21 protein-coding genes are annotated in these 17,526 nt (G+C 67.6%); 14 read left to right on the plus strand and 7 right to left on the minus strand.

Features of this window, described 5'->3' with window-relative positions; genetic code table 11:
* Positions 1 to 49 precede the first annotated feature (49 nt).
* Positions 50 to 454: an OsmC family protein gene (locus ACNR9O_RS01955; protein ID WP_473683437.1), complete on the plus strand. Its 405-nt coding sequence runs from the start codon at positions 50 to 52 to the stop codon at positions 452 to 454.
* A gap of 6 nt (positions 455 to 460) precedes the next feature.
* On the opposite strand, the gene ACNR9O_RS01960 is transcribed toward ACNR9O_RS01955, so the two are convergent.
* Positions 461 to 1,237 (minus strand): N-acetylmuramoyl-L-alanine amidase, encoded by a 777-nt coding sequence (locus ACNR9O_RS01960; protein ID WP_473683435.1) that lies wholly within the window; start codon positions 1,235 to 1,237, stop codon positions 461 to 463.
* A gap of 352 nt (positions 1,238 to 1,589) precedes the next feature.
* On the opposite strand from ACNR9O_RS01960, the gene ACNR9O_RS01965 reads away from it, so the two are divergent.
* The 7 genes from ACNR9O_RS01965 (at position 1,590) to ACNR9O_RS01995 (ending at position 5,940) form a co-directional block, all read left to right on the plus strand.
* A complete protein-coding gene (locus ACNR9O_RS01965; RefSeq protein ID WP_473683433.1) occupies positions 1,590 to 2,048 on the plus strand; it encodes a GNAT family N-acetyltransferase in 459 nt (152 codons plus the stop codon).
* 93 nt (positions 2,049 to 2,141) lie between these two features.
* Positions 2,142 to 3,317, plus strand: coding sequence for a GGDEF domain-containing protein (locus tag ACNR9O_RS01970; RefSeq protein ID WP_473683431.1), 1,176 nt, complete (start codon positions 2,142 to 2,144; stop codon positions 3,315 to 3,317).
* Positions 3,318 to 3,376: 59 nt separating this feature from the next.
* Positions 3,377 to 3,724: an ArsR/SmtB family transcription factor gene (locus ACNR9O_RS01975; protein ID WP_473683429.1), complete on the plus strand. Its 348-nt coding sequence runs from the start codon at positions 3,377 to 3,379 to the stop codon at positions 3,722 to 3,724.
* Positions 3,721 to 4,176 (plus strand): ArsI/CadI family heavy metal resistance metalloenzyme, encoded by a 456-nt coding sequence (locus tag ACNR9O_RS01980; RefSeq protein ID WP_473683427.1) that lies wholly within the window; start codon positions 3,721 to 3,723, stop codon positions 4,174 to 4,176. Before ACNR9O_RS01975 ends, ACNR9O_RS01980 begins: the two co-directional genes overlap by 4 nt.
* A gap of 12 nt (positions 4,177 to 4,188) precedes the next feature.
* Positions 4,189 to 4,575 (plus strand): arsenate reductase ArsC, encoded by a 387-nt coding sequence (locus tag ACNR9O_RS01985; RefSeq protein WP_473683425.1) that lies wholly within the window; start codon positions 4,189 to 4,191, stop codon positions 4,573 to 4,575.
* Positions 4,576 to 4,664: 89 nt separating this feature from the next.
* A complete protein-coding gene (locus tag ACNR9O_RS01990; RefSeq protein ID WP_473683423.1) occupies positions 4,665 to 5,039 on the plus strand; it encodes a nuclear transport factor 2 family protein in 375 nt (124 codons plus the stop codon).
* Positions 5,040 to 5,127: 88 nt separating this feature from the next.
* On the plus strand, positions 5,128 to 5,940 hold the full coding sequence (locus ACNR9O_RS01995; RefSeq protein WP_473683421.1) for a helix-turn-helix domain-containing protein: 813 nt from the start codon (positions 5,128 to 5,130) through the stop codon (positions 5,938 to 5,940).
* Between the two features lie 56 nt (positions 5,941 to 5,996).
* On the opposite strand, the gene ACNR9O_RS02000 is transcribed toward ACNR9O_RS01995, so the two are convergent.
* Entirely contained in the window at positions 5,997 to 8,630 is a 2,634-nt protein-coding gene (locus ACNR9O_RS02000) for a glycoside hydrolase family 3 C-terminal domain-containing protein (protein WP_473688411.1), read from the minus strand.
* Between the two features lie 187 nt (positions 8,631 to 8,817).
* Here ACNR9O_RS02000 and ACNR9O_RS02005 point away from each other — a divergent pair, with 187 nt between their 5' ends.
* Complete coding sequence (locus tag ACNR9O_RS02005; protein WP_473683419.1) at positions 8,818 to 9,168, plus strand: DUF3147 family protein; 351 nt, start codon at positions 8,818 to 8,820, stop codon at positions 9,166 to 9,168.
* A gap of 21 nt (positions 9,169 to 9,189) precedes the next feature.
* Here the strand turns inward: ACNR9O_RS02005 and ACNR9O_RS02010 are convergent, their stop codons facing one another.
* The 3 genes from ACNR9O_RS02010 to ACNR9O_RS02020 all read right to left on the minus strand — a co-directional run bounded on the left by ACNR9O_RS02010 (position 9,190) and on the right by ACNR9O_RS02020 (position 11,653).
* The gene (locus tag ACNR9O_RS02010; protein ID WP_473683417.1) at positions 9,190 to 10,296 is read right to left on the minus strand and encodes a serine hydrolase domain-containing protein; all 1,107 of its coding nucleotides are present in this window, start codon (positions 10,294 to 10,296) and stop codon (positions 9,190 to 9,192) included.
* A gap of 88 nt (positions 10,297 to 10,384) precedes the next feature.
* Entirely contained in the window at positions 10,385 to 10,528 is a 144-nt protein-coding gene (locus ACNR9O_RS02015) for a hypothetical protein (protein WP_473683408.1), read from the minus strand.
* A gap of 183 nt (positions 10,529 to 10,711) precedes the next feature.
* A complete protein-coding gene (locus ACNR9O_RS02020) occupies positions 10,712 to 11,653 on the minus strand; it encodes an alpha/beta fold hydrolase (RefSeq protein ID WP_473683406.1) in 942 nt (313 codons plus the stop codon).
* Positions 11,654 to 11,734: 81 nt separating this feature from the next.
* On the opposite strand from ACNR9O_RS02020, the gene ACNR9O_RS02025 reads away from it, so the two are divergent.
* Together ACNR9O_RS02025 and ACNR9O_RS02030 are read left to right on the plus strand one after the other, a co-directional pair.
* Entirely contained in the window at positions 11,735 to 12,613 is an 879-nt protein-coding gene (locus ACNR9O_RS02025) for a LysR substrate-binding domain-containing protein (protein WP_473700696.1), read from the plus strand.
* A 198-nt stretch (positions 12,614 to 12,811) separates the two neighbouring features.
* On the plus strand, positions 12,812 to 13,777 hold the full coding sequence (locus ACNR9O_RS02030) for an MBL fold metallo-hydrolase (RefSeq protein ID WP_473683402.1): 966 nt from the start codon (positions 12,812 to 12,814) through the stop codon (positions 13,775 to 13,777).
* Positions 13,778 to 13,811: 34 nt separating this feature from the next.
* Here the strand turns inward: ACNR9O_RS02030 and ACNR9O_RS02035 are convergent, their stop codons facing one another.
* Both ACNR9O_RS02035 and ACNR9O_RS02040 read right to left on the minus strand, forming a co-directional pair.
* A complete protein-coding gene (locus tag ACNR9O_RS02035) occupies positions 13,812 to 15,194 on the minus strand; it encodes an SH3 domain-containing protein (protein ID WP_473683400.1) in 1,383 nt (460 codons plus the stop codon).
* 19 nt (positions 15,195 to 15,213) lie between these two features.
* Positions 15,214 to 15,357 carry a hypothetical protein gene (locus ACNR9O_RS02040; protein ID WP_473683398.1) on the minus strand — a complete coding sequence of 48 codons (144 nt, stop codon included), beginning with the start codon at positions 15,355 to 15,357 and terminating at the stop codon, positions 15,214 to 15,216.
* Between the two features lie 293 nt (positions 15,358 to 15,650).
* Between ACNR9O_RS02040 and ACNR9O_RS02045 the strand changes: the two genes are divergently transcribed.
* Genes ACNR9O_RS02045 through ACNR9O_RS02055 form a run of 3 tightly spaced genes read left to right on the plus strand, consistent with a single transcriptional unit; the run spans position 15,651 to position 17,437 of the window.
* Positions 15,651 to 16,433, plus strand: coding sequence for a suppressor of fused domain protein (locus ACNR9O_RS02045; protein WP_473683396.1), 783 nt, complete (start codon positions 15,651 to 15,653; stop codon positions 16,431 to 16,433).
* Positions 16,434 to 16,448: 15 nt separating this feature from the next.
* Positions 16,449 to 16,796 carry a hypothetical protein gene (locus ACNR9O_RS02050; RefSeq protein ID WP_473683394.1) on the plus strand — a complete coding sequence of 116 codons (348 nt, stop codon included), beginning with the start codon at positions 16,449 to 16,451 and terminating at the stop codon, positions 16,794 to 16,796.
* Entirely contained in the window at positions 16,793 to 17,437 is a 645-nt protein-coding gene (locus ACNR9O_RS02055; protein ID WP_473683392.1) for a DUF4272 domain-containing protein, read from the plus strand. The genes ACNR9O_RS02050 and ACNR9O_RS02055 overlap by 4 nt, the downstream gene beginning before the upstream one ends.
* The last annotated feature ends 89 nt before the right edge of the window (positions 17,438 to 17,526 follow it).

The following is a 17,526-nucleotide window of genomic DNA, read 5'->3' on the forward strand; positions in this document are numbered from 1 at the left end:
GTGTTGTTGGGGTTCGCCTGCGGTTCACCCCAACCTACGAAGGACTTCCATGAGCCGCGTCGCCTCCGCCTCCATCGTCTCCTCAGACGTCGACTACCTGCACCACATCCAGGCCGGTCACTACGCACTGGATACCGACGAACCCAAGGCGCTGGGCGGGCAGGGAGCGGCGCCGGCGCCGTTCGATCTCTATCTCTCGTCGCTCGCGGCGTGCACCGCGATCACGCTGCGCATGTATGCGCAGCGCAAAGGATGGAATCTTGGCGAGTTTCGCGCGGAGCTCAGCCTCACGCGCGACGACGACGGCAAGCTGCACATCCACCGCGTGCTGCATTCGGACCAGCCGCTGAGCGATGACCAGTGGAAGCGCCTGCTGGAGATCGTCGCCAATACGCCGGTGACCAAGGCGATGCGCGAGGGCGCCGAAATTACCAGCGAGCGGGGCGCGGCGTAATCGCGTTCAGGGCGCCTTCGTCGCGCTCATTTGCCTGGCCAGCGCATACAACACACGCAGATCGTCCGCGTCGAGCGTATCGCCATCCATGCCACGGAAATGGTGGTGGAACGAGCGCACCGCGGCGGGCCGGTTGTCGAGGGCGTAGCCGATCAGGCCAAGCGCCATCCACGGATCGAAATCCGCCGGCGGATCGGCCAGCGGCCCCTGTGGCCACAGGCCATAGCCCGCGTCGGCCAGGCGATTCCATGGAAACAGCGGGCCGGGGTCGTCCTTGCGGCCAGGGGCGAGGTCTTCGTGGCCGATGATCTGCGTACGCGGAATGCGCAGCCGCGTCGTGAGGTCGGCCAGCAGGCGCAGCAGGCTGTCGATCTGTGCCTGGGCGAACGGCGAGTGGCCGTCGTTGTCCAGCTCGATGCCGATCGACGCGGAGTTCACGTCAGTGATGGTGCCCCAGCGTCCCGGACCGGCATGCCACGCGCGCTGCTCGTCCGCCACCAGCTGGTAGATGCCGCCGTCGGCGCCGATCAGGTAATGCGCGCTCACCGGTCCGCCGCTGTTGGCGGTACGCAGCGTATGCAGGCTCTCCTGCACCGAATGCTGATCGGTGAAATGCAACACGATCAGCACCGGTCGACGGATGTCGTGATTGGGCGAGGGCACCCAGGTGGCCATGGGGTTGCGCGCCGGCAGGGGCGCACAGCCGGCCAGCCAGGCCAGTGGCAGCAGCAACAAGACGTGGCGCGCGGCGCGGCGCGGGGAGACGCAAGCGGAAAGGGACAAGGCGGTCACTCGCGGCTGAAATCCGCCGCAAGCTGCCGCAGCGCCGGCGTGGCGTCAAGCGGCACCGGCGGTTTCGGCGCGCGCCAGCGTGTCCGCGATGACTTGCTCGAGCGGGCTGGCCGCCACGCCGAGCGCGGCCTGCGTCGCCGCCGCATCCAGATGCTGCGTGCGCTCGGATGCGCTGCCCGCCAGCGGTGGCCTTGCTGGCGGGCTTCGCCCACCAGAGCCACATGGCGCGCTGGATGCGCCGGCTGCTAGGCGTGACGCCGCGGCAGCTTTGAGCGCAAAAGGGCTGGGCCGGCGGGCGAGGCGCGGCTAGCATGCGACGAGGTTCACTTGCGCAACGCCCGCCATGGACATCTGCCTCGACCGCGACCTCACCGACCCGCGCATCATCGACCTGTTGAGTGAACACCTGCGCGACATGGCGCGGCATTCGCCGCCGGAAAGCATCCACGCGCTGGACCTGGACGGGCTGCGCCGGCCCGAGATCAGCTTCTGGACGCTGTGGGATGGCGAGGATCTGCTCGGCTGCGGCGCGCTCAAACAGCTCGATCCGACGCACGGCGAAATCAAGTCCATGCGCACCGCCCAGGCGCATCGGCGGCGCGGCGTGGCGGCGGCGATGCTGCGGCATCTGGTGGATGAGGCCGGTCGCCGTGCTTATCGCACGCTTAGCCTGGAGACGGGTTCGATGGCGGCGTTCGAGCCGGCCAGGCAGCTCTATGTTCGATTCGGCTTCACGTACTGCGCTCCGTTCGCCGACTACGTGGACGATCCCAACAGCGTGTTCATGACGCGGACGCTGTAACCGCCGTCCGCAGCGAAGGCCGCGCACGGCGCGGCGCCCTGGGAGATAATGCGGCCGTCTGCACAGGGGCGCCGGCCAGGCGCGGGGGCGGCGATGCATCTGGATCTTTTCACGCTCGGCGTCATGGGGCTTGCCGTCGGAGCGACCATCTCTCTGAGTTTCACCTTGCTTGGCCTGGTGCTGCGCGGCATGCCCGCGCTGCGCATCTGGACGGCTGCGTTCTGGATCATCACGTTTGCCGGCGTTGCGCAGGGGCTGGACGAACGCGAGACGTTTCTGTCGGTGATCGTCGGCAATGCGCTGATCGCGATCGGCAACGCGCTGATGCTGATGGGCATTGCCGTGCACGTGCGCTATCCGCTGCGCTGGCGCTGGCCGCTGCTGTTGTCGGCGGCGTTCTTCGCGGTGCAGGTGGTGTTCCTGCTCGCGCCGCCGTCGCAACGGCTCGAGGCGATGGTGTTCGGCGCCAAGAGCATCGTGTGGGATGCGTGGATGATCTGGGTGCTGCTGCGTCGCGCGCCCGGCGACCTGCGCGTGAGTTGCGGTTTCACCGCGCTGGTGTTCGGCTGTGATGCGGCGTTCTACCTGTTGCGATCGGTGGTGATGCTGGCACCGGATACCAAGTCGCAGATGCTGCTCGCCACGCAGCTGATGACCGCCAACTACCTGTTCGCGATCATCTGCACCTTCCTGGTCAGTACCGGCTTCACGCTGATGCTGGCCCAGCGCCTCACGCTGGACCTGCGCAGCATGGCGCGCACCGACGGCCTGACCGGCCTGCGCAACCGCAACGCGGTGATCGAGGACGGCCGCCGTGCCGTCGAACTGTGCCGTGCGCGCGGCCAGACGTCATCGGTGCTGTTGATCGACCTCGATCGCTTCAAAGGCATCAACGACAACTGGGGTCATGACGCCGGTGACGAAGTGCTGCGCCACTTCGTACGCACGGTGCAGGCCGTGCATCTGCCGGACGGTGCGCTGTTAGGCCGTTACGGCGGCGAGGAATTCCTGCTCGTGCTGCCAGGCATCGACGCCGCCCAGGCCATCGTCGCCGCCGAGGACGTGCGCGCGCGTCTCGCCGCCGCGCCCGCGGTGCACGGCGACCAGCCGATTCCCGCGACCACCAGCGTCGGCGTGGCTGGCGCGGCCGACCTGGACTTTCAGGCCCTCATCAGTGCCGCTGACGCGGCGCTGTATCGCGCCAAGCATCTGGGACGGAACCGGGTGGAGTGGGCCGGGCTCCGCGAGGCGGGGGCGATTCCGGCCTGATTCGCAGGTTTCGCCAACCGCCAGTTGACAGCATTATTTATTTCCATAATTCTGGAAATATGGAATCCAATGATGCGCTCGCCTGTCTTTCCGCTCTCGCCCAGGAGCACCGCCTGAACCTGTTCCGCCTGCTGGTGCAGGCGGGCGACGCGGGCATGGCGGTGGGTGAACTGGCGGCGGCGACCGGGCTGGCCGGCGCCACGCTGACGAATCACCTGCACATCCTGCGCCGGGCCGGCATGGTCTCCGACGAACGGCAGGGGCGGATCATCCGCTGCCGCGCCGACTACGCGCGCATGAACGCGTTGCTGGATTACCTCACCGAGAACTGTTGCGCGGGAACGGCCCAGGCCGACTGTTGCCCGCCGGCTATCTGCGCACCCGCGAAAACCAGGAGCAAGCGATGAAACGCTTCCACGTGCACGTCAACGTCGACCGGCTCGATAGCAGCATCCGTTTCTACACGACGCTGTTCGGCGTCGAGCCGAGCGTCATCAAGTCCGATTACGCCAAGTGGATGCTGGAGGACCCGCGCATCAATTTCGCGATCTCCCAGCGCGGCCGCCAGGCCGGTATCGATCACCTGGGCCTGCAGGCGGAGAACGAGGCGGAACTGACCGCGATCGGCGATCGCCTGCGTGCGGCGGACGCGGTGGCGCTGGCCGAGCAGGGCACCACCTGCTGTTATGCGCGCTCCGACAAGTTCTGGGCCGAAGATCCTCAGGGCGTGCGCTGGGAGAGCTTCCACAGCCTGGGTGAGGCCACCACGTATACCAGTGCCGAGGAGCCGAGCGGCCCGGCCTGCTGCGGACCCGCGCCGGTGCGCAAGGCCTGCGATACCGCCTCCGGCTGCTGCTGAGAGGGATGTCGGATGAAGCGCGTCCTGTTCGTGTGCGTCGAGAACGCCAATCGCAGTCAGATGGCCGAAGCCTTCGCGCATATCTACGGTGGCGACGGCGTCGAGGCCTTGAGCGCCGGTTCGCGCCCTTCGGGCCGGATCAATCCCAAGGCGATCCGCTTCATGGGCGAACTGGGGTACGACCTGAGTCGCCATGCTTCCAAATCGCTCGATGACGTCGAGGGCGAATTCGACGCCGTCATCACCATGGGCTGCGGCGACGCCTGCCCGTGGGTGCCGGCGAAACGGCGCGAGGATTGGGCATTGCCGGACCCTCGCGACATGGACGACGACGCCTACCGCGCCGTGCGCGACGACATTGCCGCGCGCGTGCGCGCCTTGCTGGGTTCGCTCGCATGAGGCTGCCGCGCAGGTCATTACCTCCGAGGTAATCGTCGCCGCGCGGGACGGGCGGCAAGCTGGCGGCACACCCACCAAGGAGAACCGCCATGAACGATATCGCCACCCCCGCCCTGGTCGAACGCTACTTGCAGGGCTGGAACGAAACCGATCCGCTGCGCCGGCGTGTGCTGATCGAAGAGCTCTATGCCGAGCACGCCGTCTACACCGATCCGATGGTCCAGGCGCGTGGATGGGAAGCGATCGACGCGACCATCGCCGCGGTGCAGTCGATGTTCCCGGGTCACGTGTTCCGCCTCGGCGGGCCGGTCGATGCCCATCACGACATGGTGCGTTTCCATTGGCACCTCGCCGCTCCGGGTGCGGACGAGCCGCTGGTGATCGGCTTCGACGTCGCGCAGCTGGACGACGGCCGCATCCGCCAAGTGCTGGGTTTCCTCGACAAGGTCCCGCAGGCGGCCTGAGCGACAGCGCGGGCGGCCGCGTGCCGCCCGCGCCGTCGTGCCGCATGGGATCATCGCCGCCCTTGGCCTGCTTCGACGAGGACAACGCATGCCGCCAGCCGCCCGTTCTTCGCGCCCCGTCGGCGACCTCCTGCGCGAGTGGCGTCGCCACCGCCGCCTGAGCCAGCTGGAGCTGGCTTCGGAAGCGGAGATCTCGACGCGCCACCTCAGCTTCGTCGAATCCGGCCGCGCCATGCCCAGCCGCGACATGATCCTGCACCTGGCCGACTATCTGGACATTCCGTTGCGCGAACGCAATGCGCTGCTGGTGGCCGCGGGCTTCGCGCCGGTCTATGCCGAGCGCGCGCTGGACGATCCCGCGTTCGATACCGTGCGGCACACCATCGAGCGGCTGCTCAAGGGCATGGAGCCGTATCCCGCGCTGGCGGTGGATCGCTACTGGCAGCTGGTGACCGCCAACCAGGCGGCGCTGCGCCTGATGGCGGGCCTGCCCGCGGCCTTGCTTGCGCCGCCGGCCAACGTGCTGCGCGCCAGCCTGCATCCTTCCGGCCTCGCGCCGCGCATCCGCAATCTCGCGCAGTGGCGGACGCATCTGCTGGAACGCCTGCGCCGCCAGGTCGATAGCAGCCAGGATCCGCGATTGATGGAACTCCTGCGCGAGCTGCAGAGCTATCCGGCGCCGGCGCTCGAAGACGGCTGTGCGGTGGATGCCGCCGGCCACATTGCGGTGCCGATGGCGCTGGAAGTGGATGGAGCGGTGCTATCGATGCTCAGCACCACGACTGTGTTCGGCACGCCGACGGACGTAATGCTGCAGGAGCTGGCGATCGAGGCGTTCGTGCCGGCGGACGAAGGGACGGCGGAGCGGTTGCGCGCGATGGCGCTCGCAACGGCGACCTGATGTCGGCACCCGCGCTCCCCTCCAGACAACGGTGAGGAGAGCGCGTTGGAACGCAACTAGCGGGGCAGCGCTTGCGTCCCGTCGATGCGCAAGATCATGCCCGCCGCATCTGCGCCAGGCTGCCCGCCGCCGACATACAAGGCATAGGCGCCGGCTTTCACCGCGCGCTGCCCCTGCGCATCCACCACGCTCAACTGCCGCGGATCGATGTCGAAGTGCACGGTCTTCGCTTCGCCCGCCTTGAACGCGACGCGGCGGAACGCCACCAGGCTGTGGCGCGCTGCACCGGCCGCCGCATCCTGCGGGCGCAGGTAGACCTGCACCACTTCGTCGCCGTCGCGGTCACCGGTATTGCGCACCAGGACGTCCACACCGAGCTTGTCGCCTGCCTTCACGGTGGTCGCCGATAGTTTCGGCGGCTCGTAGGCGAAGCGCGTGTAGCTCAGCCCTTCGCCGAACGCGAACAGCGGCGTGCCGCGGAAGTAGCGGTAGGTGCGCCCCTCCATGCGGTAGTCGTCGAACTTGGGAAGATCGTCCGCCGACGCATAGAACGTGATCGGCAGACGTCCCGCGGGGTTGTAGCGACCGCTCAGTACATCGGCGATCGCGGTGCCGCCTTCTTCGCCCGGATACCAGGCGGCCACGATGGCGTCCGCGTGCTCTCTGGCCCAGTTCAGCGCCACGGCGCTGCCGCTGGTGAGCACGACGATCAGCGGCTTGCCGCTGGCGGCTGCGGCTTCCAGCAAACGCTGCTGCGGCGCAGGCAGGGCGAGGTCGGTGCGGTCGCCACCGGCGAAGCCGGGCACGGTCACCTGCAATTCCTCGCCTTCGACATCGGGCGACAGGCCGACCACGGCGACGACGGCATCGGCCTTGGCGATCGCCTGCGTCGCCTCGCGCAGCTGCGCATCGGCCGGCGCGCTCCATTGCAGGCGGATGCCCTGATCCTCGCCGGTGTGGCGCAGTTCCAGCCGCAAGGAGCGCGGGCGCGTGTCGGCGACATGCAGCGGCACGTTGAGGTCGTAGTCCTTGCCGTGATCGTCCAGCACCTGCTTGCCATCCAGGTACAGGCGCACGGCATCGTGCCCCTTGCAGTCGAAGCAGCGATCGATGTGCACGTTGAGCGTGTAGTCGCCGGGGCCCGGCGGCAGCAACTGGCCGGTCCAGCGCACGGCGTAGCGGCTCGCGTCGAAGCCCTTCGCGGGTGGCACTTCATCCCAGTCGAAATCGATGCGGCGGTCGGTGCGGACCAGCGCGGGCTTGCCCTTGACGGCGTCGTCCTTGAAGTACTCGGCGCGCAATCCGGGTTCTGCCTGTGTGCCACCCGTGCGCAGCGCGCTCGAGGGAATCGGCACCGTCACGCCCGGCGCGAGCGTCGAGCCCTGGGCGTAAGCCACGCGCTCGGCGCCGAATTGCCGGACGAGTCCCGCCAGGGGCGTCACCGGGGCAATGGCGGTGCCGTGGTAATTCGCTTCGAGGATGTTCAGCGCATCGGCATTGGGCCCGATCACCGCGAGGCGCGTGCCGTCCTTCAGCGGCAGGGTGCCGCGTGCGTTCTTCAGCAACACGATCGATTCGCGTGCCGCCCGCAGCGCGAGCGCGCGGTGCGCCGGCGAGCCGATGTCGTCCGCGCCGAGCTTCGCGTAAGGCCCGTTCGTCGCGTCCAGCATGCCCATGCGGTAGCGCGCGGCGAACAGGCGGCGTGCGGCCTGGTCGAGCACCGCTTCGCCGACCTGGCCGCTGCGTACCGCGTCGCCCAGCGCGGCATAGGCGATGCCGCAATCCAGGTCCGTGCCGGCGGCGACGGCGGCGGCCGAGGAACCGGCGTTGTCCGGCTTGTAGTGGTGGAACTGCGTCATGTCGTCCACGGCGTCGCAGTCGGAGACGACATAACCGGCGAAGTTCCAGTCATGGCGCAGGCGCTCCTGCAACAACAGCGGCGACGCGCAGGCGGGCGTTCCGTCCAGCGCGTTGTACGCGCACATCACCGATGCCGCGTGGCCCTGCGTCACGGCCATGCGGAAGGCGGGCAGGTAGGTGTCCTCCAGGTCGTGCGGCGACACGCGCGAGTCGAAACCGTGACGCCCCTTTTCGGGGCCGCTGTGCACGGCGAAGTGCTTGGGTGTGGCCGCGGCTTTCAGTACGTCCGCGTCGTCGCCCTGGATGCCGCGCACGAAGGCGGTCGCCAAGGTGCCGGTCAGCAGCGGATCTTCGCCGTAGGTCTCCTGGCCGCGTCCCCAGCGCGGATCGCGGAAGATATTGATGTTCGGCGACCAGATGCTCAGGCCGTGGTAACGCGGATGATCGCCCTTGTCGACAAGGTTGTACTTGGCGCGCGCCTCGGTGGATACCGCGTCGCCCACCTGGTGCAGCAGCGCATCGTTCCAGCTTGCCGCCAAGCCGATCGCCTGCGGGAACACGGTGGCATAGCCGGCGCGGGCAGAGCCGTGCAGGCCCTCGTTCCACCAGTCGTAAGCCGGCACGCCCAGGCGCGGGATGGCCGGCGCCGAGCTTTGCAGCTGGGTGATCTTTTCCTCCAGCGTCATGCGCGCGACCAGCTGCGCGGCGCGCTGGTCGGCCTGGGCGGCGTCCATGGCGCCGGCATGTCCGGCCAGCAGCAGGCTCAGCGCGAAGGCGAGGCGGCGCGTGGTGCGCGTCGGGCGGGACGGGGAAACGCGGGCGTGCTGCATGGACTTCACGAAGACTCCTCGACCGTGGCGCAGGCGGTGGCGCCGATGTCTGCCATGGCACAGGGCGGGGCAGGGAAGCCCCGAATATGCCACGGTCGCGCGTTTTGACGGGGCAAGATGGCGCGGCGCTTGCGGATGTCCAGACCGGGCGGCAAGGTGGCCGTCTCCATCGCGAGGAAGACCGCCCATGCCCTGGCTGATCGTGAAGTACCTGGTGACTGCCGGCGTGGTGGTGGCGGTATCGGAGCTGGCCAAGCGCAGCGACCGGCTCGGAGCGCTGATCGCGTCGCTGCCACTGGTGACGTTCCTGGCGCTGATCTGGCTCTACGTGGAGAAGCAGCCGGCGACGAAGATCGCCAACCACGCCTGGTACACCTTCTGGTACGTCGTCCCGACGCTGCCGATGTTCCTGCTGTTTCCCCGGCTGTTCGCCCGGTTCGGATTCTGGCCGGCCCTGGGTCTGAGCGCGGTGATCACCTTCGTCTGCTTCGTGCTGTTCGCGGTGGCGCTGAAGCCGCTGGGCGTGAAGCTGCTGTAGCCGCGTGGCCTGTCGCCACGGTCAGCGGTAGCTGGCTTCCATCAGCGCCGTCGCCAGCTCGCCGATCTTCAGATGATCGAAGCTGGTGTTGTTCATCACGATCACGCAGTGGCCGTCGTCCAGCGTGCGCCAGGCGAGCACGCGATAGGCGCCATCGGAGCCGTACTCCCACGCGATCGGATGGTCCTTGCCGGCGAAGGGCAAGGTCTTGGTGCGCCCGCCAAGGGCGTATTGCTGGGGCGCACGCTCCACGGCCATGAGCGTGCGCGTGCTCTCCGGCGACAGCAGCTTGCCGGCGAACAGGCCATCCATGAGCGCGAACAGATCACTGGCGCTCGCATAGAAGCCACCGGCGAGCACCATGAAGTCCGGCAGCGGCTTGTCGAGCGGCGCCGGATCGGGCGCGAGCACTTTGTACCCCGCCGCCATGCCCGGTACGGCAGCGGCGTTCCCGGCGTAGACGCCGCTGCGGTGCAGGCCGAGCGGCCGGACCAGATAGCCATCCACCAGGGAGGCATAGCTCTGTCCGGTGACTTTCTCCACGATGGCTTTCACCAACAGCCAGTTGGCGTGCGAGTAGTCCCAGTCCGTGCCCGGTTCGAAGCGCAGGTCGCCGCTGGCGAAGCGGCGCACGGCCTCGGCATTGCCCAGCGACAGGCGGCGTATCGACGGATCGCGCTTGATGGCCTCGTCGATGGCGTTGGGCACGCCGCTGGCGTGGCTCAGCAGTTGGCGGAGCGTGAGCCTGGCGCCGTTGTCGCGGCGATAGTCCGGCAGATAGGTCGAGATCGGTTCGTCGAGGGCGAGCTGGCCTTGCTGGACCAGCCGCATCACCACCATCGACGCGATCCATTTGGAAATCGAGCCGGTGACGAAAGGCGTGTCGGCCGTCAGTGGCTGATGCGTCGCGGCATTGGCCACGCCGAAACTCTCGCTGTAATCCACCTGTGCGCCGTGGCCGACCAGCACGACGCCATTGAAATGCTGGTCCACCGCGAAGCGCCGGGTGATGGCGGCGCAATCGCCGCAGTCCGCCAGGACCGGAGCGGTGGCGAGCAGGGCGATGACCGCCAGTGCACACCGCCATCCCGCGCTTCGATACTTCCGCCACATCGACCAGCTATCCATCGGGCACCTTGCGATCGGGAGACTCCCGGTCCGATGCCCTGCGGCGCGATAAGGTTTAAGCGCACCGCGATCCGTTGCCTTCAAACGATCAACGGCTGGCCGACACCGCGGCGTTGCTGGCGACCGACTCCGGTGCCGATGCATGGGTGGTCAGCATGCCGCCCAGGACCAGGGCGCAGACCAGCAGGCCGGCGGCGAAGAAGCCTTGCAGCATCAGGTTCTCGAATTTCATGGTGTCTCTCCTTGCGTAGTGATTGAGGCTTTCGAGGTAGATATGGCAAGGGGCGTGCCAAGCGCGGCGATGCCTCGCAGACCGCGCGGTTGAGCCATTTCTCGAAACCTTCACCGCGCGGGAGCGATGTCCGCGGACACGTGGACACGGCCATCCGGACAGCGCGGACAGCGGACATCGCGCCTATCGCAGCGCTTCCCGATGGCGCTCCAGGAAATCGCCCACCAGCGTCGCCACCTCGTCCGGCGCATCCAGCGTCGCGAAGTGAGTGGAATCCAGGATGTGTACTTCGGCCTGTGGCGCCTCGCGCCGGTAGGCCCAGGCGCCGGGCACGGTGAAGTAGTCGTCGCGCTTGCCCCACAGCACCAGCACGGGGACATGCAAGTCGCGCAGCAGCGCCTGCCATGCCGGATAGCGTGCGATGTTGCTGCCGTAGTCGAACCACAGGTCGTTGCGCGCCTCGACCACGCCGGAACGCTGCACCGCGGCGCGCATCAGCGCCCAAACATCGGGGCCGGCATGATCCTCGTCGTCCCAGCCGTCGGCGCCCGGGTAGGGCAGGCTCGCCGCATACGCGGCGCGACGGCGATCGAGTGCGGCATCGCGCTCGCGCCAGTGCCGCCGCAGTTCGCCTTGCGGATCCTGCGCGGCGGGAAAGCCATCCAGGTGGATCACGCCGTTCTGCACCATCACGCCGGTCACGGCCGACGGGTCGGCCGCGATCAGGCGGAAGCCGACCGGGACGCCGTAATCCTGCATGTACAGGCTGTAGCGCCGGATGCCGCGCGCGGCGAGAAAGTGCGCCACGGTCTGCGCCAAGTGGTCGAAGGTGTAGCGATAGCTGCGGCGGTCCGGCGCATCGGAATAACCGAATGAGGGGTAGTCCATCGCGATCACGTGGAAGTGCCGATCGGCCAGCTGCGCCATCACCTGCGCGTACTGGATCGACGACAGCGGATAGCCGTGCAGGAACACCACCGTGGGGTCGTCCGCCGAGCCGCCTTCGCGATAGAACAGGCGCAGGCCGTCCACCGCCTGCCAGCCTTCCTTCAGCGTGGCCGCATTGGCCGACGGGACGGTGCAGGCAAGTACGCACAGCCACAGGAGGGACACGAGCGTCTTCATGGGTTCTCCGGCAAGATTCGCGAGGTGCCGAATAGTCGGCGCACCGACAAGGCCGGTGAAGCGACGAATCTTCATCGCGCCATGAACACCCTTCATGCCACCGGACTTGCGATGCGATACACGCTGCCGCCCATGCACACGCTGCGCGCCTTCGAGGCGGCCGCGCGTCTGCGCAATTTCACCCTGGCCGGCGAGGAACTGCACCTGACAGCCAGCGCGATAAGCCACCAGATCCGCGCACTGGAGGCGTTCTACGCCACGGCGCTGTTCCGGCGTCAGCGCCACGAGGTCGTGCTGACACCGGCGGGCGAACGCCTGCTCGAAGCGACGCAACCGTGGCTGGAGCGGCTGTCGGCCGTGGGCGAGGCGTTGCGCGTCCGCGATGCGCAGCGCCTGTCGCTCACCGCACCGCCATCGCTGGTGAGCCGTTGGCTGATGTCCCGGCTCGGCGGCTTTCTCGCCGCGCATCCGGACGTGGATTTCAAGCTGCATGCCACGACGGCATTGCTGGAACTGGATACCGAGCAGGCCGACCTGGCGATCCGCTATGGCGACGGCCGCTGGCCGGGGCTGCGCGCGGACAAGCTGTTCGACGAGTCGATCTTTCCGGTGGCGGCGCCCGCCTATGCACGAAAGCTCGGCGGCGACAGCATGCAGGCCGCCACGCTGTTGCGCGATGACTTCCATGCGTGGGAGCGCTGGTTCGGCGAGCGGCATCCGGCCCCGGCCGGCCCCGTGTACAGCGACTCCGCCCTGCTGCTGCAGGCCGCCGAAGCGGGGCATGGCGTGGCGCTCGGCCGCAGCGTGCTGGTGGCCGACGCCCTCGCGTCCGGCGCTCTCGTGCGCCTGGGCGAGCGAAGCATCGCCGCGCCGGGCGCCTACTATCTGGTGTCGCCGCGCGACGCCACGGACACGCCGGCGGTCGCAGCGTTCCGGCAGTGGCTGGCGACGCAGGCCTGACGAGGCGTTGCCGCAGGCGCGGGGCGCAAGAACTGGCGATCGGCGTGCGCCCGCGCACATCGTTCGCGCGCGAATGCGCCCATACCCATCCGGGGAGTTGAAGCGGCGGCAAACGTGCCCATGTCGCAGCGACCCGGCCGCGGGTCTCGCGGCGCGCGGCCGGCTCTACTCCCTCACGACCAGGAACGAACGATGAGCATGAGTTCCACTTTCGCCCGCACCGCCTTGGCCGCCGCCGTGCTGTTCGGCGGCACGCTGGCCGTGCCGGCCGCGCAGGCTGCCGCGCCGATGGCCAAGACCAGCGCGCCGGGCTACTACCGCATGATGCTGGGCGACTTCGAAGTGACCGCACTGTCCGACGGCACGCACGCCATGGACGCCACCCAGCTGCTCGACCCGGGCAAGGCGCAGGTCGCCGGGCAGGCGATGAAGGCGGCGGACCAGCCGGCGTCGTACGAATGGAGCTTCAACGCCTACCTGGTCAACACCGGCAGCAAGCTGGTGCTGATCGACACCGGCGGCGGGGCCTTCATGGGCAGCGACCTGGGCAAGCTGGTCGCGCGCATCAAGGCCGCCGGCTATTCGCCGGAGCAGATCGACGAGATCTACATCACCCACATGCATCTGGACCACGTCGGTGGCCTGGTGGCCGACGGCAAGCCGGTGTTCCCCAAGGCCATCGTGCGCGCGGGCAAGGCCGATGCGGATTTCTGGCTGAGCAAGGCGCAGCAGGAGAAGGCGCCGGCCGACGCGCGCGAATTCTTCGATATCGCGCAGAAGGCGCTGGGGCCATATGTGACGTCGGGTCATTTCAAGCCGATCGCTGGCGATGTCGAACTCGTGCCGGGCATCCGTTCGGTGAATCTGAGCGGACACACGCCGGGTCACACCGGCTACGCCATCGAGAGCAAGGGACAGAAGCTGCTGGTGTGGGGCGACACGCTGCACGTGCAGACGGTGCAGTTCCCGCATCCGGACATCTCCATCAAGTTCGACGGCGACGCCGCCACGGCGGAGAAGGTGCGTGAGCGCATCCTCGCCGACGCGGCGAAGAGCGGCTATCTGGTCGCCGGCGCGCACATCGCGTTCCCGGGCATCGGCCATGTGGCCGCTGACGGCAATGGGTACCGCTGGCTGCCGGTGAGCTACGCGGAGATTCACTGATCGACTGAAGGGCCCGCGCAAGCGGGCCCTTCTTTCATGGGCGGATACTTACCAGGCTCGTCATCGCGTCGACGTAGGAAAGCTTTTCGTCCACCAGCAACGGCAGCAGCGGCGTGACCGAGACTTCATTGGTCTTGGTCCAGCGCATGCGGCCCTCGCCGTCGCGGAAGACCAGCCCGCCGACGTCCTGGATCACATACGGTTCGCCATCCACGCGGCCGAGAAACATCATCACGTGACCGGGGATATAGATCAGGTCACCCACCTGTGCATCGGCCAGCGCGCGCATGCGTGCCTCGTGACTGTCTTGCTGGCCGAACAGGCGATGCTTCAGCGCCGGGCTCCTGGCCTGGTCACCCGAGTTGCGCGGCAGTTGCACGCCCATGCTGCGATACACGTCGGAGACGAAGCCGCTGCAATCGCGGCCGTTGTAGAGATGCCCCCAGCCATAGCGTTCGCCGAGGAACTTGAATGCCTGGCGGATCAGGTTGGCGCGGGTGAGCGGAAGATAATCCGGCGCGCTGTCGCCCTTGCGCTGGAGCAACGCCGGTTGCAGATGCAGCGAACCGTCCGCGGCGCGAGTGGGCAGAGACAGCGTCCAGGCTTCGTAAGGCCCCTGGCCGTTGACCGGTTGATCCGGCGGCAGATCCGCCAGCGGCAAGCGCAGGCCCATGTCGAGCTGGATCTCCGACACCTCCGGCGCTTCCGGCGTGTAGACCGTGCGCAGCTTGTCGCCGGTGATGACGCGGTATGACCCGTGGGTCACATAGGCCAGTACTTCCTCGCGCGTACTTGTCGCGATGGCGTCCGCTTGTACCCAGGCCGCGTAGCGCGGGCTGACCACGAAGAACCAGCGGCTATCGGCGCTGGTGTGGACGATGGCGACCGGATCGCCGGGGAACAGCGTGCTTTCCTGGAACTGTTCGAAGTCCTGCAGGCCTTTGCCGGGAAAAACGCGCAGGTTGCTCGGGAAGTTGCGCATCGACACGCGATGCACGATCAGGCCGTAGCGCGGCGTCACGTTCGCGGGGATCTTGTCCAGCGCCTGGTTGGCGACGACCGCGTCGATGGCGGCCTTGGGCACCGGCTGGTCTTTGGCGTCGAACAATGGCTTGGACGGCCATCTGGCGATCTTGCCGATCCAGCCTGCAATCTGCGACTGCGGTAGCGTCGCGCCGATCTTCGACAGGTCGTACATGCTCGGGTCGCTGGCGACGAGGCGCGCATTCAGTGCGTCGACCGTGGTCTTGTCCAGGACGATCCGGTCGGGCGCATCGACGAGAGTGATCCAATAATCCGGCGAGAGCATCGCATCGTTGGTGCCGATCACTCCCGAGGGCGGTATCGGCAGCACGTTCCCGGCGAAGGCCGGTGCGCAGGTGAGTGACAGCAGCGCACCGGCGAGGCGGGTGGTCATTCGCATCGCTTGCCTCTGCTCAGCGGCTGGCGACGACGGCGGCGTGGGCAGCGACCGCTGCCGGCGCGGAGGCGTGGGTGGTCAGCATGCCGCCCAGGACCAGGGCGCAGACCAGCAGGCCGGCGGCGAAGAAGCCTTGCAGCATCAGGTTCTCGAATTTCATGGTGTCTCTCCTTGCGTCGGTGATTGAGGCTTTCGAGGTAGATATGGCAAGGGGCGTGCCAAGCGCGGCGATGCCTCGCAGGCCGCGCGGTTGAGCCATTTCTCGAAACCTTCACCGTGCGGCAGAGATGTCCGCGGACAGGTGGACACGGCCATCCGGACAGCGGACACGCACTTGATGCGATGCCTCTGATGCCATCGCCGATGCCACGGGCTGCGCCGCGAAACCCATGCCAATCGGCAGGTGCGCTTGCCGCTACACTCGTGCGCTCGGTCGACGAAAAGGAGTTTCGTATGAGCTGGAAAGACAAGCTGAGCCGCCTGTTCGGCGGCGGCACACCGCCCACCGGTGACGGCCCGGGCGATCCGGCGCAACGCACGCACAAGTGCCTGGATCGGCATTGGTCATCGATCGGTGTCTTGGAGCCGGACGTGCTGGGACATCTGATCAGCCCCGGCCTGACGGGCGGGCCGTCCTGGCCGACCACACGGCAGGCTTATCGCGTCGTGCGCCGTGCAAGCGGCGTCTTGCTCGCCACCGACGGCATGAGCGATCCATTCGAAGGCGACGGCGCGCCGGTTGCCAACGGCTTCGGCATGGAGCTGTTCCTGGAGACGCCCGACATTCCCGCCGAGCTGTGCGGCGCGCCGGGCGATATCGCGCGCCTCTCGCAGAGCTGGGCGTTCGAGCTGCTCAGCCACGTGGCAGGCATCGTCGCGGACGCCGGCGGCATCGTGGACCGGCTAGAACAGTACGGCGCACTGTCGATGGAGCTGCCCGGCGTAAGCCATTCGCACGCGATCGGTGGGCAACTGCCTGCGCACTACATCACCGCCGACGACAGTGTCGGCGTGCTGCTTGGCGCGCCTGCGCCGGATTTTCCCCATCTCATCGAAGACATGCCGTTATCGCCGGTGCGACTGGTGCCGCTGGTACTGCTCACCGCCGACGAGCTGGAATACCTGCGTCAGGGCGGTGGGGCCGCTCGGCGCGACGTGGCGCAGCGCCTGGCCGAGGGGCCGCACGGCCATCGTTCCGTGTTGGCGAGGGAAAGCGTGGCGGTTGTTGCCCGGTAGCGGGGTGAGTCCGGGATGCCCATCGAAACGATCGACGACTTGAAGGAGCATTTGCGAGTGCTTCTGGACGAGCCATCTCTGCGCTTTGAGGATATTTTCGAGTATGGCGTGGGCTTCAACGTGCCAAGCAAGGTCAAGTCGCTCGTGCACAGCCTTCATGCGCGCACGGACGCATCGCGATGGAGTGGCGAAGGCGGCAAGTGGTTCTACGTATGCGCTGAGGAAGGATGGGCGCTTCACCTGCGACCGATGTCGCACACGGTGTTCGGCCGCGCTCTGGTGTTGTCGCTGCATGAAAAGCACATCGGGCCGTTTCGGCCGATCGCTTACGATCCGTTGTCCACCGCCAAGGAGTTGCCATGAGCCAGGAAGCCTTTCAGCGCAAAGCCCGTTCCGAAGCCCGCCTTGAGCACGAGGCCGTACCGATCAATCGCCATCTGCCGGTGATCGAAGCGGAGTCCGAGACCATGGGGCGCGCGCAAGAAGCGATCGCTTGGCGCGCGATGTGCCTGCTGATCGTCGCGGTGAAAGGCGAGGGCCTGGAGCAGGATATCGTCGAGCGGATCGTCGATGACTATGGTCTTGGCGCGCACTTCACGCCAAAGGAAAGCGCTTTCATCGCTGACCTGGCGCCGTCGGAGCACAATCGCAACCAATTCTCCTGGCGCTACGAGGCGGCGTGGGTGCTGTTATGGGCGCTGGGCTACGTGGATGCGTTGGGCAAGCCGACGCATGCCTGCGATGTCGGCTACGCGGTGGAGCAGATGCAACGGCGCAGCGCTGAGGCATTCATTGCCGCCGCGAAGGTCCGCCCGCGCGCCGAGATCCTCGACGAAGCCGACCTGATCTACCGCTATCACTGGGCCGTGGTGGATGCCCGGCTCAAGCGCAACCCGGCGCCAGCAGGGCTCGAGCCTGGCGTGACCATGGAGCGGCATTACGCGCTCAACTGGCTGGTCGGGTATATGGACCAGGCCTGGGACGATATTTCGACGGATACCTGAGCGCGCAGAGCTTCGGAGTCCCGTGTCGGTGCGGCGTTCCTACCTGACGTAGTAGTCGCACGCGTTACGGCCGGAGATCAGGAATCCGA

It is taken from the genome of Dyella sp. CR10 (genome assembly GCF_055814425.1).

What these genes read in the sequence shown, in the direction of transcription:
- ACNR9O_RS01980 (WP_473683427.1), top strand. Translation starts at nt 3,721, where the DNA reads ATGAAACGCTTCCACGTGCACGTCAACGTCGACCGGCTCGATAGCAGC.
- ACNR9O_RS01975 (WP_473683429.1), top strand. Translation starts at nt 3,377, where the DNA reads ATGGAATCCAATGATGCGCTCGCCTGTCTTTCCGCTCTCGCCCAGGAG.
- ACNR9O_RS02040 (WP_473683398.1), bottom strand. Translation starts at nt 15,357, where the DNA reads ATGAAATTCGAGAACCTGATGCTGCAAGGCTTCTTCGCCGCCGGCCTG.
- ACNR9O_RS01965 (WP_473683433.1), top strand. Translation starts at nt 1,590, where the DNA reads ATGGACATCTGCCTCGACCGCGACCTCACCGACCCGCGCATCATCGAC.
- ACNR9O_RS01955 (WP_473683437.1), top strand. Translation starts at nt 50, where the DNA reads ATGAGCCGCGTCGCCTCCGCCTCCATCGTCTCCTCAGACGTCGACTAC.
- ACNR9O_RS02025 (WP_473700696.1), top strand. Translation starts at nt 11,735, where the DNA reads ATGAACACCCTTCATGCCACCGGACTTGCGATGCGATACACGCTGCCG.
- ACNR9O_RS02035 (WP_473683400.1), bottom strand. Translation starts at nt 15,194, where the DNA reads ATGACCACCCGCCTCGCCGGTGCGCTGCTGTCACTCACCTGCGCACCG.
- ACNR9O_RS02000 (WP_473688411.1), bottom strand. Translation starts at nt 8,630, where the DNA reads ATGCAGCACGCCCGCGTTTCCCCGTCCCGCCCGACGCGCACCACGCGC.
- ACNR9O_RS01970 (WP_473683431.1), top strand. Translation starts at nt 2,142, where the DNA reads ATGCATCTGGATCTTTTCACGCTCGGCGTCATGGGGCTTGCCGTCGGA.
- ACNR9O_RS02055 (WP_473683392.1), top strand. Translation starts at nt 16,793, where the DNA reads ATGAGCCAGGAAGCCTTTCAGCGCAAAGCCCGTTCCGAAGCCCGCCTT.
- ACNR9O_RS02045 (WP_473683396.1), top strand. Translation starts at nt 15,651, where the DNA reads ATGAGCTGGAAAGACAAGCTGAGCCGCCTGTTCGGCGGCGGCACACCG.
- ACNR9O_RS01995 (WP_473683421.1), top strand. Translation starts at nt 5,128, where the DNA reads ATGCCGCCAGCCGCCCGTTCTTCGCGCCCCGTCGGCGACCTCCTGCGC.
- ACNR9O_RS02015 (WP_473683408.1), bottom strand. Translation starts at nt 10,528, where the DNA reads ATGAAATTCGAGAACCTGATGCTGCAAGGCTTCTTCGCCGCCGGCCTG.
- ACNR9O_RS01990 (WP_473683423.1), top strand. Translation starts at nt 4,665, where the DNA reads ATGAACGATATCGCCACCCCCGCCCTGGTCGAACGCTACTTGCAGGGC.
- ACNR9O_RS02020 (WP_473683406.1), bottom strand. Translation starts at nt 11,653, where the DNA reads ATGAAGACGCTCGTGTCCCTCCTGTGGCTGTGCGTACTTGCCTGCACC.
- ACNR9O_RS02050 (WP_473683394.1), top strand. Translation starts at nt 16,449, where the DNA reads ATGCCCATCGAAACGATCGACGACTTGAAGGAGCATTTGCGAGTGCTT.
- ACNR9O_RS01985 (WP_473683425.1), top strand. Translation starts at nt 4,189, where the DNA reads ATGAAGCGCGTCCTGTTCGTGTGCGTCGAGAACGCCAATCGCAGTCAG.
- ACNR9O_RS02005 (WP_473683419.1), top strand. Translation starts at nt 8,818, where the DNA reads ATGCCCTGGCTGATCGTGAAGTACCTGGTGACTGCCGGCGTGGTGGTG.
- ACNR9O_RS02010 (WP_473683417.1), bottom strand. Translation starts at nt 10,296, where the DNA reads ATGGATAGCTGGTCGATGTGGCGGAAGTATCGAAGCGCGGGATGGCGG.
- ACNR9O_RS02030 (WP_473683402.1), top strand. Translation starts at nt 12,812, where the DNA reads ATGAGTTCCACTTTCGCCCGCACCGCCTTGGCCGCCGCCGTGCTGTTC.